Source organism: Acetobacter sp., from assembly GCF_047721705.1.
Classification (GTDB): domain Bacteria; phylum Pseudomonadota; class Alphaproteobacteria; order Acetobacterales; family Acetobacteraceae; genus Acetobacter.
On the sequence record NZ_JBDNXK010000001.1, the window covers coordinates 86662 to 99540 of the forward strand.

At 58.9% G+C, this 12879-nt stretch carries 10 protein-coding genes; 4 read left to right on the plus strand and 6 right to left on the minus strand.

Features of this window, described 5'->3' with window-relative positions; genetic code table 11:
- Positions 1-8: 8 nt before the first annotated feature.
- Complete coding sequence (locus tag ABF824_RS00370; RefSeq protein WP_415485812.1) at positions 9-884, minus strand: 4-(cytidine 5'-diphospho)-2-C-methyl-D-erythritol kinase; 876 nt, start codon at positions 882-884, stop codon at positions 9-11.
- A gap of 225 nt (positions 885-1109) precedes the next feature.
- Here ABF824_RS00370 and ABF824_RS00375 point away from each other — a divergent pair, with 225 nt between their 5' ends.
- Positions 1110-2036, plus strand: coding sequence for a DMT family transporter (locus tag ABF824_RS00375; protein ID WP_415485813.1), 927 nt, complete (start codon positions 1110-1112; stop codon positions 2034-2036).
- 11 nt (positions 2037-2047) lie between these two features.
- Here the strand turns inward: ABF824_RS00375 and ABF824_RS00380 are convergent, their stop codons facing one another.
- Positions 2048-4045, minus strand: a complete 1998-nt coding sequence (locus tag ABF824_RS00380; RefSeq protein WP_415485814.1) for a transglycosylase SLT domain-containing protein — start codon at positions 4043-4045, stop codon at positions 2048-2050.
- 163 nt (positions 4046-4208) lie between these two features.
- Positions 4209-5054 carry a uracil-DNA glycosylase gene (locus ABF824_RS00385; protein ID WP_415485815.1) on the minus strand — a complete coding sequence of 282 codons (846 nt, stop codon included), beginning with the start codon at positions 5052-5054 and terminating at the stop codon, positions 4209-4211.
- Between the two features lie 235 nt (positions 5055-5289).
- On the opposite strand from ABF824_RS00385, the gene ABF824_RS00390 reads away from it, so the two are divergent.
- Together ABF824_RS00390 and ABF824_RS00395 are read left to right on the plus strand one after the other, a co-directional pair.
- A complete protein-coding gene (locus tag ABF824_RS00390; protein ID WP_415485816.1) occupies positions 5290-7080 on the plus strand; it encodes a tetratricopeptide repeat protein in 1791 nt (596 codons plus the stop codon).
- 101 nt (positions 7081-7181) lie between these two features.
- Positions 7182-8174: an alpha/beta hydrolase gene (locus tag ABF824_RS00395; protein WP_415485817.1), complete on the plus strand. Its 993-nt coding sequence runs from the start codon at positions 7182-7184 to the stop codon at positions 8172-8174.
- Here the strand turns inward: ABF824_RS00395 and ABF824_RS00400 are convergent.
- The 3 genes from ABF824_RS00400 to leuB form a co-directional block, all read right to left on the minus strand.
- Positions 8164-8706: a hypothetical protein gene (locus ABF824_RS00400; protein ID WP_415485818.1), complete on the minus strand. Its 543-nt coding sequence runs from the start codon at positions 8704-8706 to the stop codon at positions 8164-8166. The two genes, ABF824_RS00395 and ABF824_RS00400, sit on opposite strands and share 11 nt — an antisense overlap.
- Positions 8707-8795: 89 nt before the next feature.
- On the minus strand, positions 8796-10670 hold the full coding sequence (locus ABF824_RS00405; protein WP_415485819.1) for an N-acyl-D-amino-acid deacylase family protein: 1875 nt from the start codon (positions 10668-10670) through the stop codon (positions 8796-8798).
- A 264-nt stretch (positions 10671-10934) separates the two neighbouring features.
- Positions 10935-12044 carry a 3-isopropylmalate dehydrogenase gene (leuB, locus tag ABF824_RS00410; protein WP_415485820.1) on the minus strand — a complete coding sequence of 370 codons (1110 nt, stop codon included), beginning with the start codon at positions 12042-12044 and terminating at the stop codon, positions 10935-10937.
- A gap of 108 nt (positions 12045-12152) precedes the next feature.
- Here leuB and ABF824_RS00415 point away from each other — a divergent pair, with 108 nt between their 5' ends.
- Positions 12153-12752, plus strand: coding sequence for a DNA-3-methyladenine glycosylase I (locus tag ABF824_RS00415; protein WP_415485821.1), 600 nt, complete (start codon positions 12153-12155; stop codon positions 12750-12752).
- The last annotated feature ends 127 nt before the right edge of the window (positions 12753-12879 follow it).

A 12879-nucleotide genomic window follows, 5' to 3' on the forward strand; every position in this document is an offset into this window, starting at 1 on the left:
CGGCGCGATCAGACTGTGCGCCTCAGAACCTCACCGCCCCAGATCCACCATGCATCACCCTGCTGCCGGAGTTGATCTGCCGCCTGCTCCGCATCGGCAGCGGAATCAAACAGCCCGAAGCAGGTCGCTCCCGATCCGCTCATACGGCTGAGACGGCAGCCCGGCAGATCGGCAATGGCGTCAAGCACCCGACTGATCGTGGGACAGAGAGTGCGGGCCGGTGGCTCAAGATCATTGGTCATCAGGGCCAGATCGTCCGTCATGGCGGGAACTGTGGGCCAGCCCATCGGCAGCAAAGCCTCGGACGAGAAGGCCGCATTCCGCGCCTTGAAAATAGCGGGGGTGGAAACGGCTTCTCCACAGTTCACCAGAACCATGCCACAGGCTGGCAATTCCGGCGCCGGGTCGAGTTGCTCTCCAATACCCCGCATCCGGGTGGGTTGCTGGACAAGACAGACGGGAACATCGGCGCCAAGTCGCTCTGCTATCTCCAGCATACGCGCCATAGGCGTCTGGAGATCCCACGCGCGATCCAAGAGACGGAGTGTTGCAGCCGCATCCGCCGAGCCGCCTCCAATGCCGGAAGCAACTGGCAGGTTTTTCTCCAGCACGATCTTTCCGGTCAGCGGCGCGTCCGTTCCTTCCGCCAGCAGACGGGCAGCCCGCATGACGAGATTATCGTCCGTCGCTTCCCCAGCCAGCTTCCTGCCAAATGGCCCGGTGATCTCCAGCGTCAGCGAAGAGCCGGACGGCACGTAGGTCAGCCGATCCCCTGCCCCCGCGAAAACAACGAGACTATCGAGAAGATGATAGCCATCGGGGCGCTTGCCGGTGACGTGGAGATAAAGATTGATCTTTGCATGCGCGATTTCGGTGAGGCTCACGTTGTCTGTCCGCTTCTATTGTCGCTGCGTTCCATGCTTCTAACGCAGCTTTGCGCCGGGAGCGAGGCACGGGGCGATTGTCACGTCCCAAAACAAAAACCCGCGCATTGAATGATCTCGCTCTTGCCTTTCATGAAGATACGATGTCGAAATAAAATCCCGAGCCAATAACCGCCATAGCTGTGGTGTCGGGATTTTTTCTCCGTTCTCATAGGCCCTTCTCTTATGACCGCCCGCAAGGAACCCGACAGCAAAGCCATTTTCATCATGCTCATCCTCTGCGCGCTCTGGGGGTCTCAGCAGGTTCTCATCAAGATTATCGCCGATCTCATGACACCCATCATGCAGATGACGATCCGATGCACGCTGGGAGCCATGCTGGTAGGCACCATGATTCTCTGGCAGCGCAAAGGGCGCGAACTGCTGCGGGTGCCGCGCTGGCCCGCGCTGGGAGTCGGGTTCCTGTTCGGACTGGAGTTTTTCTTCACCGGCGAAGCGTTGCGCTACACGAGCGCCGCCCATGTCTCGATCTTTCTGTACACCGCACCGATCTTCACGGCGCTCGGGCTTCACTGGAGGATGCCGGAAGAGCGGATGAACCTGATGCAGGCAGCCGGAATCTGCGTGGCCTTTCTTGGCGTGGCAGTCACCTTTCTGGGCAAGCATCACGGTGCTGGGCAGATCTATCCGCTGGGCTGGCTGGGCGACCTTCTCGGCGTTCTCGCCGGAGCTTCGTGGGCCATGACCATTCTTGTGCTGCGTTTCTCCGCGCTATCCACAGCTTCGGCCAGTGTCTCGCTGTTCTGTCACCTTAGCGGAGCGGCAGTTTTTCTTGCCATGATGACCATGCTGCTTGGTCAGACATCCGCCCATTATACACCGATGCTGCTGGCCGATCTCGGCTTCCAGACCCTCTTCATATCTTTCGGAAGTTTTCTGGCGTGGCTGGCGCTGTTGCGCGTCTACCTCGCCTCCCGGCTCGGCACGCTATCCTTCATGACACCGGTTTTCGGAATCGCTGCGGGCGTCATCGTTCTGCACGATCATCTGGACCCGGCCTTTATCCTCGGAGCCGGCATGATCGTGCTGGGAATCATACTCGTCAACGGACAGGCGCTCCTCAGCAGGCGGCGGCTACGCGCCACCGCCTGACCGAAGAACGATCAGTGAATGGTCTGCGATACGGCGTTGGACGCCAGAGTATTGTGCCAGCGTGAAGTGGCCAGCTTCAGTTCGTCTCCAAACGCAGGCCACTCGCCATTTGCCAGCGCTTCGAGAGAGGGGGTCGGCAGATCGAGCCGATCCGCATAGGTCCACAGATAGGAAAGCGCCTGATTTACATAGGCGCGGGTCTGCGGATTAGGCAGCCGCTCCATGTAGAGCAGCGGATCTTCCGAGACGCCTGCGCTGGTTTCCCAACGGAAAATCGCCGTGGGACCAGCGTTGTAGCTTGCCAGAAGACGGATCAGATCGCCTCCGGTTGGCGCAGCCTGTCCCGCCCAACTCAGATGGGCGAGATATTTCACATAACGCTGACCGATTTCCAGATTGAGCGCCGGATCATGCAGCACTTCCGGGGAAGAGGAGAAGCGGCTGCCCTGCCCCGTCACGAAACCGGCCGTTTCCGGCTGGATCTGCATCAGTCCATGTGCACCAGCACCTGAAACGGCGCCTGCGTCGAAGTTCGATTCCAGCCGCGTCAGGGCATAGACCAGCGCGGGATCAACAGTAAAACCATGACGGGGCCGCAGAGCGGGAAGCGGCAGCAGTTCACCATGCTTCCCAGCAGCCTGATCCATCTCGTGAATCGAATCTGCCATCTCCAGAGCAAGGTCATGCAGACCCGCCGAAGCCGCCACAAGCTGGAGCGACTGCGCCAGAGCCTCGTCATGCTGAACTTTCGGCCAGTAACGACGGAGCGCCTTCTCGGCCCGCTCCTCCTCACCAACCTGAAGGAGAGCAAAGACACGACGCCCCACTGGCGTGGCGGCAACCGCCTCGACATCAATTTCCGTCAGCAGCGGCTCGGAAGGAGCCGTCTCGGCTGACATTTCTAGCGCAGCGTCCTGCACGGCACCGTCACGCATCCGATGATGTGGGACGCGATCCATGATACGGCGCGCAAGAAGGCCGTAAAGGCTGGTCGGCGCGGCCAGTGCACGTTGCAGCCATGGGCGGAAAGAAGTCAGTTCGCCGAGGGTCTGATGCCCCTTCGCGGCCCAGAAAGCAGAAGCAGAAATCAGTTCCGGCGTCGCCAGCGGAGCACGAGAGGCTTTCTCGAACAACGCGACGGCCTCAGGGGTGCGCTGCTGCGACCACGCGGCAAGACCCGCGATATAACCGGGGAAACCGACTTTGCCACCAGCGCGGTCGAAAGCCTCGCGTCCGATCTGCTCGGCATCGGCGTAAGCGCCCTGCGTCAGCAGGATTTGCGCCACTTCACCACCCAGTTGGGCAGCATAGGGTGCCGACATTCCGGGCGTGATGGCCACAAGGTGCATCGCTGAATGCGCGCCCTTCACACCCTGTCCCGCCCGTTCCGCGACCGTGCGGTCAAGAAGCGCATTGCGTGTGAAAGCCCGCTCGACCGACCCGTTGGCCACGCCAGCACTCGCCCCACCAAGCATCGCGGTGGAGGGTGCGGGCGGCATCGTGGCACCGCGTTCCGAGAGAGAAACCAGTCGGGCATAGATGGCAGGCGCGTCCGCCATATCCGAATGGTCGTGCAGCCAGCGCCGCAGTTCAGCGGGGGTAGCGTGATAGGAAGGGCTGAGAAAGCGCTCGGCGAGCAGGTCGCCCAGAAGCGTGACATCTGTGAGCCGCGTCGTGCTGGACACGGCCTCCGTGAAGGCCCCCTGACGCTGAAGCCGGAAAATGGAACGCACAAGCGTCGCCATATCGGACGACAGGGGACGGGGCAGCACAACTGCCCTGTCCTCGGTCAGCCCTTCGGAGCGTGAGGGAGCAGCAAGCATAGCCACCTCCTCGCCATTCCGACGGGCATTGGTAGTGCTTCCGGACTCTGACAGCCCATCGTCTGTAGAGACGGGCGCTGGCGTGGCGGGACGCGCGCTGGCAAAGGAGGCCCCTGTCAGCAGTGCCGCGCCGGCCATCAAAAACCGGGAAGCGATCGAGTGTGAGATCTGTCCGATGGCTCGCATGGTGGCGGGGGTCTATAAGTTCCCACTTCAAAAAGCAAGCTTTCCGACAATCATCGCGGAGGCACCTCCCTGAAAATAAGAGGCAACCGCCTGAATTACAGCGTTTATGACTTACAGTGCAGAAGGCTCTCTACCACAAACTATTCCTACTTTCCCGTCATGATTATTCCATCATTACGTCAGGTGACGCACCAATATCTTCAAGTGTCACAGCCAGTAACAGAAGGTCATCCCATATCTCACGGCGAGCACCCGCCCCGGCTCGCAACTGTGAGGGGTGCCGCATGGCCATCGCGGGCTTTTCAGTGCCAGCAACCTCGGCAAGGGAGACGTTGCGCCATGAACCTCTTGCGCGGGCTGGTTTTACATCCGGGCCAAGGAGCATGCGCACAGCCAGACCGCCACACAGCACGAGCCTCCTCGGGTTGTAGAGCGCTATACTTTTAAGAAGGAGCGGTCGGCAGAGTGCAACCTCCGCGCGTGATGGGGGCCGTCCTCCGGGTGGGCGCCACGGAAGCGCCGGGGAGAGGACCATTTCCTCCCGCCTCAACCCGATCGATGCTAACATTTTGTCCAGAAATCCGCCGATTTCTCCGGAAAATGGGAACCCACTCCGATCCTCATCCGCGTCCGGAGCATCGCCAATCACCATTACGTGTGAGTTCAAGGGACCACGCGCCAACACCGTATTGGTCGCCGTCGCCCGAAGTGGACATACCGTGAACTGATCGAGGGTTTCGGCCAGAGACTCGAGCGTCGTAATACCGGCCAAAGTCTTCAGAACGGACTGCTCTGTGGCAACATCTGTTCGTATGGGAGGAGCGACCGCCCGCTCCATTGGCTGGGTCCGCACTGGAGCAGCCAATGGAGAGTCGCCCGGGTCAGACCCAAGCGCCTGCTGCTCGCGATATTCCGCGAAACGGTCGTGCGGCATCTCGTCAAGCAGGATGTCCACACCCCACTCGCTCTGCAATTCCAGCAGCGCCGCAACCGTTCCCGCGTCCATCATTCTTCTCCAGACCTGTTGTCAGTCTAGCATCAGAAAGTCAGGAAACCATTCCCCCCTTGGGAACGATCAGTCTCCACAGGTCGAAGGCGGAAAAACATGGCACTCAGCACAGTGCGCAGGCGTTCCGGAATCGCAGGCGGTTGGCCTATCCGTTTCATCGGGTTACATGTGCGAAATGGCCACCAGAGCGGGGACGACGCCCCGGCCATCCATATTTGAGGGGTACGCTGCCACCATGCCAATCCGTCCGGTCCTGCCCGTCCTGTTGCTGGCCTCACTTCTCTCCAGCACAGCGCTCGCTGCCGGACAGCCGAACGCTGAATCGGATTCCTTAAAACTCGCCGCGCCGACGCCGCTCTCCGGGGCTGCCAGCAACATTTCCGCTCCCGACTACCTTGTCGGTCTCATCGCAGCACGTGCCGACGATTATGCCACGGCTGCCCAGGCCTTCAGCAAGGCGCTAGCGCTTGACCCCAACAACAGGGAACTGTTGCGTCAGACCTTTTCAGAAGCTGCTTTGGCCGGATCGCCCGAGGCTGTCGATCTCGCCCATAGAATGCTTCATCAGCCGGGTGGAAAGTCGATCCTGACGGCTTTCGTGATCGGCAATGATGCGGTGCAGCATGGACGATGGGAAGAGGCGGCCCAAGCTTACCGCACGATGCCGTCCGATGCGTTGACCAATCTTCTGAGCCCGCTGCTTCAGGCATGGTGTCTCGCCGGTGAGAAGAAATACCACGAGGCGATCAGTCTGCTCACTGATCCCGCGAATGCGACTTCCCCCGCGACACCTTTCTATGTGGGGCATGCCGGCCTGATCGCCATGCTCTCAGGCGACACTGCTCAGGCAAAGCATCTCTATGACAAGGCCGCAGGCCTCTTCCCCGCCACCGATCTGCTGATGACCCGCGCCCGCGCCAACCTGCTTTGGCAGACCGGTCATCAGACGGAAGCCCGTGATCTCCTGCGCACCATGACGGGCAATGACACCATCCTCTCCCTTGCCCAGCCGGAGCTTCAGGCCGCCATAGGCTCCTCGCCCGTTCCTTCCGCCAAAGACGGCGTGGCGCATGCTTACGTGCTCGTCGCCTTCATCCTGAGACAACAGGCGCTTCATGCTCCGGAAATGGATAGCATGCAGCAGATCGACGTCGCCTCGGCGATGATGCTGCGCATGGCGATGGCGCTCGACCCCTCTCTGGGCATTGCCCGACTGATGCTCTCGGAAATCGAGGAAAGCCTCGGTCATCGGGACGTCGCCATTTCCGTATTGCAGGATCTACCGTCCTCCAATCCGCTGATCCGGGTCGCGCGATACAATATCGCCCTCCTGCAGGACCAGAGCGGCAACCGTGAGGAAGCACGCAAGACACTCACCAGCCTCGCGCATGATGCGCCGACGCTCGTTCTGCCGGTCCGCGCACTTGGAACGTCGCTCTTCGAAAGCAAGGACTGGTCCGGCGCCATCGATGCTTTCAGCAAGGCGATCGCCAATGCCCGCGCCAGTCACACGCTGGACTGGAGCCTGCTATTCGAACGGGCCGCAGCCTATGAACGCGCTGGCGACTGGCCAAAAGCGGAAGCAGATCTCCTTGAGGCCCGCAAAATGGTTCCAGATGAACCGCTGGTGCTCAACTTTCTCGGATATGGCTGGATTCAGCGTGGCCTGCGCATGAAGGAAGCACAGGACCTTCTGCAACGGGCGCTGTCACTGGATCCGGATGACGCCGCCATTCGCGACAGTCTCGGCTGGGCGCTTCTTCGCAACAATGATCTCAAGGGCGCGATCCGTCTGCTGGAACGCGCCGCCGAGGAAACGCCTCTCGATCCGGAAGTAAACTATCATCTGGGTGTTGCTTACTGGGACATGGGCCGCGCCACGGAAGCGGTCGATCAGTGGAACATCGCACTCGGCCTCAAGCCGGAAGATGGTGATAGAACCCGCATTGAGAATGCTCTGAACTTTTCCAAAACAGCGGATCCGAAAACCAAATTCCCGATTCAGGATCAATCAGCAACACCCTGAATGAACACGCATTCATTGCCATTTCCAAGACGCCATGTGTCCTCTCATCCTTTGATCGCAAGGGATGAGGGCCGTCCTGCACTTGGTGATCTTCCCAGTTGATGAAAGCCCTCTCCCGACGCCACGCCATGCACGGCGCAACAGCTTTGACCACGGCGTTGCTCGGTGGATGTTCCAAGCCGTCTTTGCCGCCTCGGGACCCCATCCCGGAAACGGCGCCAAACAGCACCGTTTTTCCCTTCCTCAGCGACCATATTCCTCTCTGGCCGAAACAACCGCCGGGAGGCGGTGGGCCGCACGGTCCTCTCCATCTTGCGCACTATGGAGAACTGACGAATATCGCAGAGCCTTTTCTCAGCGTTCATCGCCCCGCCACGCCAAATGGTGCTGCCATCATTGTCGCGGGAGGGGGTGGCTATCGATATATCCAGATGACGAAAGAGGAAATTCCGCCTGCCCGTTGGCTGAACTCTCTTGGCATCACCGTCTTTGAGTTGATCTACCGTCTCCCGCGTGAAGGATGGAATGCCGGAAGCGCAGCGCCCTTTCAGGATGCACAGCGCGCCATCCGTCTCATCCGCACCTATGCCGCTGCATTTTCGATTGATCCCGAACGAATAGGCGGTCTGGGCTTTTCAGCAGGCGGCCACCTGCTCGGCATGTGCGCCCTTCGTCCGGACTGGCAAAGCTATGCGCCCATCGACGAAATCGATCGCGCTTCTGCCCACCTCGCGCTGGCTATACTGGCCTATCCTGTCGTCACCTTGCTGCCACCCTACCAGAATACGGGGACGCGTCGCAGCTTGGTCGGCCTGAACCCGACGCTGGAAGAAAGCCGGAAATGGTCTCTCCAGACTTACGTCAGACCCGGCGCACCACCATTCTTCCTCGTCCATGCGGCCAACGACCGGATTGCCAGCGCAGCCAACACGGCCATTCTTGAAGCCGCATGTCGGAAAAACGGTGTGCCTGTCGCCCGGCACCTCTTCCCTGTCGGCAGCCATGGGTTCGGGCTGGGGCGTCCGGGCATGGCATGCGCCATGTGGCCCCGCATGGCGGAGCGCTGGCTGCGGGGAATTGGCTTTATGACTTAGACTTGCCGCCGTTCGGCTCCGCCGCGAGCGGCACTTCGACTGTTTCCAGATGGGTATAAGCATGCGTGGTCGCATCCCAGCGCCAGATGGACTGCATATTCGCCGCCAGACCGAAAGCAAGATCCTTCACACCCTGATGGCTGGACGACAGGATCGCCACGGACATGGCGTTATCCTGCCAGAGAATGCGATCGCCCACATCAAGGACAGCCATACTGCTGCCTTCTTCGCCGTAACACGCAGCATCCTGCACGATCACGGCCCGGGCGCCTTTCAGCTTTTCACCGATATCAAGCGGAATGATCCGGGGCGCAACATCCTTGCCGCATTCATCGACAAACTTGTTCTTGTCCTCCAGCACCTCGAGGGTGGTGATATGCTTCAGCGCTTCAACGTCGGCTTCCTTGACCGCGCGACCGTTCTTGAACGTCAGGATTTTGGCCTGTCGGACCTCCTGCGCGAAATCCTCCGCCCAGGCAGGGCCGGCAACCGTCATGACCACCACACCGGCGAGAATCGCGAATCGTTTCATTCTGTCCTTCCTTGCTCTGGCGCGATTATATCAGAAACAATTTTTCGCGCTCTGCCATCTTGCCGGTCTTTTCACAAATCACGCCTCTTTCACGCTGGGCGGCCTGTCGCACGCAAGACGCGCCCATAAGGAACCGTTCCAAAATCGTCACTGAAAGCGCCATCACGCCACGCGCACTTGCCACCCAGCATCACCTCCCGCACAACGCCTTCGGGACGGTTGATCATTTCGAGGCAGCCCAGTTCTTTCCGTCTCATCGTGTGATAGGTCTGTTCCGGATTCCACCGTGCCAGAGCAGCAGGATCGACAACACACAGATCGGCCCGGGCACCCAGACGAAGCGTTCCCACATCCAGCCCAAGAAAGCGTGCAGGCAGGGATGTCATCCGACGCACAGCTTCCGCCACACGCAGCAGTCCCTCCTTCTGCGCAATCTTAAGAGTGCGCAAATTGCCGTCGTAGAAAGCAATGTTCGCAAGGTGCGCACCGCTGTCATTGAAACCGGGCAACGTATATCGATGGAAAAGCAGCTTCCTCACGACATCCGGATCATTGTTCGCCACAACGGTCTCCCACCGAAGATCGGTATCCCATTCACACAGGAGATGAATGAGGAAAAGAGCATCATCTTCGACAGGATCAGGGAATGTACGGAAAAATTCGTCCTCTTCCCTATTCAATGCTCCGGTCTTTCCGCCCGATGCCTGCCAGCGACGTAACCGCTGATAAGGCTCCTCCAGCGTTTCGCCGACCCAGCTTTGAAGCGGGCTGGTGACAACACGCATATCGGTTAGACGACGCGTCACAACGATATCTTCCAGGCGCAACAGACGCATAATCCGCGCCCGCGAAAAGCCTTTCTTGCCCGCCATCCACATTCTGCGAAAAGATTTTTGCCAGATGGGATTCTTCAGAATGCGGAGACGCCCTTCCCGATCATCCAATTCCAGCTCGTTAAGCGCCCGCAGTTCCGGAATTTCGTCCGCGATGGGATTGATCGCCCCATCGCTCCATATCCTGAAGGAGCCGGAGAGCGCCTGAAAGTTGAAAGCACCTTTCAACAGACGCCCGTTGAGGATTGTCGCAAGCAAAAGACACAGGCGATAGGCGGACTGGTTGGTGCGCAGGTCAAGAGCCGCAAGAACCGTCGTTTTCAGCGCCCGTCCATACAGTCTTGCGCTCGTCAGCAGAAAGCAGCGTATGGCTGCAACAATATCGTCCTTTGGCGGCGTTGCCTGCCAGACACGCCCATATTTTCTGACAACCGAGAGAAGTCTTTTCAGTTCGGAAAACTCGGTATACTGCGTGGGTATTTTGTTTTTCTTATGTGGTGCATTTGCCAGAAAATGAAACGGCAAAGCATCGGTGGAAAGACCGATATACCCCTCGCTCATCGCCATCTCGACCAGATCGTTCATCTGGCGCAGTTCATGTTTTTCAGGTTTGCGACTGACAGATTCATGCAACCCCATGACCTGAATACGAACCATCGAATGCGGCAAAAGAGGCGCGATATTCACACCAAGGGGCTGAGCTTCGAGATGAGACAGATAGTCTTTTGAACTGGACCAGTCGCAACGACTGGCAACTTTTTCCAATACTGTCTTGGGAATATTCTCGACACGCGCGAAACAGTCGACAATGGGGTCTTCCCCCTCTCGCCGCTGGTTGCCGTAGGTGATGCCGATCGAACAATTGCCGATCAGCACAGTCGTAGTGCCGTGGCGCACCACTTCTGGCAGGCCGGGCGTCAGTTCGACTTCGAGATCGAGATGCGTGTGGAGATCAAGCAGACCCGGCATAAGCCAGAGGCCGTCACAGGGGACTTCGGCAGCATCATCGGAAACCCGCAGATTCCGTCCGATTCCGGCAACCACCCCGTCTCGAATCAGAACATCGGCTTCAATGGGAGCGGTCCCAAGCCCATCAAAAAAAAGCGCATTCCGATAAACAGTCTCTGTCAAACCCTCACCCCAGACCCGACACAGCAGCAATTTTTAGCGCCGGAACATCATTTCCTGAAAATATCAACGCGTGACAACCACATCTTTTCCTAAAGGAAAACACGCGGTTACCTCAAAAGTTCCATAAACGGAAAATTATTTCGCACACGTTACAACGCAGGAAATAATCGTGGGCGGCATCAATTTTCAGGTGGGGGAAGAAAAGGTGGACAACTCCCCTGAAACCCGCTCCGACTTTTACTGGCCGGAGCGGGGGAGATATCTTCAGTCCGTCATCTTGTCGAGTTCGCGGACAATCGCCTCACCCATCACGTCCGTGCCGACGCGCGCCTTGCCTTCGCTCATGATGTCGGCCGTACGCAGTCCAGTTGCGAGCACGGCGGAAACCGCGTTCTCGATCATGTCCGCTTCGGTCTGGAGATCGAAGGAATAACGCAGCAGCATCGCCAGCGAGAGTATCTGCGCGATGGGGTTGGCAATGCCCTTGCCCGCGATGTCTGGCGCGCTGCCGTGGATCGGCTCGTAGAGAGCGGGCATGCGACCGTCAGCGTGCTTCGCACCGAGCGTGGCGGACGGCAGCATGCCGAGGCTGCCGGTCAGCATGGACGCCAGATCGGACAGAACGTCGCCGAACAGGTTGCCGGTGACGATCACATCGAACTGGCGCGGATTGCGGACAAGCTGCATGGCGCAGTTGTCGGCAAGCATGTGCGACAGCGTCACGTCAGGATATTCGCGGGCGTGGAGATCTGTGATGACCTCTTTCCACAGCAGGCCACTTTCCATGACGTTGTGCTTCTCGACGGAACAGACGCTGTTCTGGCGCTTGCGGGCCATCTCAAAGGCGATGCGACCAACGCGCTCGATCTCGTGGGTGCTGTAAACCTCGGTGTTGATGCCGCGCTTCTCGCCGTTCGGAAGCGTCTCGATGCCACGCGGATCGCCGAAATAGATGCCGCCCGTGCTCTCACGGACGATCATGATGTCGAGGCCTTTCACGACTTCGGGCTTCAGGGTCGAAGCATCCACCAACGCATCGAACACCTTGGCCGGACGCAGGTTGGCGAACAGGCCAAGTTCCTGACGGAGCTTGAGAATGGCCAGCTCCGGGCGCTTGTCGAAGCCAACGCTGTTCCACTTCGGATCACCAACCGAACCGAACAGCACCGCATCGGCCTCGCGGGCCTTGTCGATGACTTCCTGACGGATCGGCGTGCCGTATTCCGCCAACGACGCACCACCGACCAGATCTTCCGAGATATCAAAAGTGATGCCACGCTTGCGGCTGAGCCACGCAGTGACGCGTGCGACTTCCCGCATGATTTCGGGGCCGATGCCGTCACCGGGGAGGATCAGCAATTTCCTGGCGCTCATGATTGTCTCCGGCGTCTGATTGTTTGCCGCTGTGCTTACCAACTGAACGAAAGAGGATCAATATGACGACGGGTCGGCATCGGGCTGACCACCATAGGGAGGACCCAAGTGAAAACAGCCAAAGGACAGGACGGGTTACACCGCTGCGCCTGGTGTCTGGCAACGCCAGCCTATGAGGCCTACCACGACACGGAATGGGGCTTTCCCATCTCCTCTGACCAGCACCTGTTCGAAAAACTCTGTCTGGAGGGCTTTCAAGCTGGCCTAAGCTGGCGAACCATCCTCCAGAAACGGGAAGCATTCCGGGAGGCTTTTGCAGGTTTCGATCCGGAACGCGTCGCGCGGTTTGATGAAGTCGATGTGCAGCGGCTTCTGGCTGACGCCGGAATTGTGCGGCATCGCGGGAAGATCGAGGCCGCGATCAACAACGCTCAACGGATGCTGGAGATTGTAGAGCAGGAAGGGTCGCTGGCGACCTATGTGTGGCGCTTCGAACCTGAGCGGCTGACGGCTCCGGAAGTGGTGACGGAGACGGCAGCCTCTCGTGCCCTGTCAAAGAATCTGAAAAAACGCGGCTGGAAGTTTGTCGGACCGACGACGATGTATGCCTTCATGCAGGCTATGGGATTGGTCAACGATCACGCGCCGGGTTGTGTGACCCGCGAGAAGGTGGATGCGGCAAGAGCGGTGTTCGAGGTGCCGGTTTAATTATTAAGTATTGAAAAGAGAGTTGGGGACAGCATACGCAGAATCAAAGTTATTGAAGTGAGATGAAAATTTCATGATAATTGATAAAGTAACGCCGCCAGAAAAATATGAAAACCTAGAATATCAC

What these genes read in the sequence shown, in the direction of transcription:
- ABF824_RS00385 (WP_415485815.1), bottom strand. Translation starts at nt 5,054, where the DNA reads ATGATGGACGCGGGAACGGTTGCGGCGCTGCTGGAATTGCAGAGCGAG.
- ABF824_RS00395 (WP_415485817.1), top strand. Translation starts at nt 7,182, where the DNA reads ATGAAAGCCCTCTCCCGACGCCACGCCATGCACGGCGCAACAGCTTTG.
- ABF824_RS00375 (WP_415485813.1), top strand. Translation starts at nt 1,110, where the DNA reads ATGACCGCCCGCAAGGAACCCGACAGCAAAGCCATTTTCATCATGCTC.
- ABF824_RS00390 (WP_415485816.1), top strand. Translation starts at nt 5,290, where the DNA reads ATGCCAATCCGTCCGGTCCTGCCCGTCCTGTTGCTGGCCTCACTTCTC.
- ABF824_RS00400 (WP_415485818.1), bottom strand. Translation starts at nt 8,706, where the DNA reads ATGAAACGATTCGCGATTCTCGCCGGTGTGGTGGTCATGACGGTTGCC.
- ABF824_RS00380 (WP_415485814.1), bottom strand. Translation starts at nt 4,045, where the DNA reads ATGCGAGCCATCGGACAGATCTCACACTCGATCGCTTCCCGGTTTTTG.
- leuB (WP_415485820.1), bottom strand. Translation starts at nt 12,044, where the DNA reads ATGAGCGCCAGGAAATTGCTGATCCTCCCCGGTGACGGCATCGGCCCC.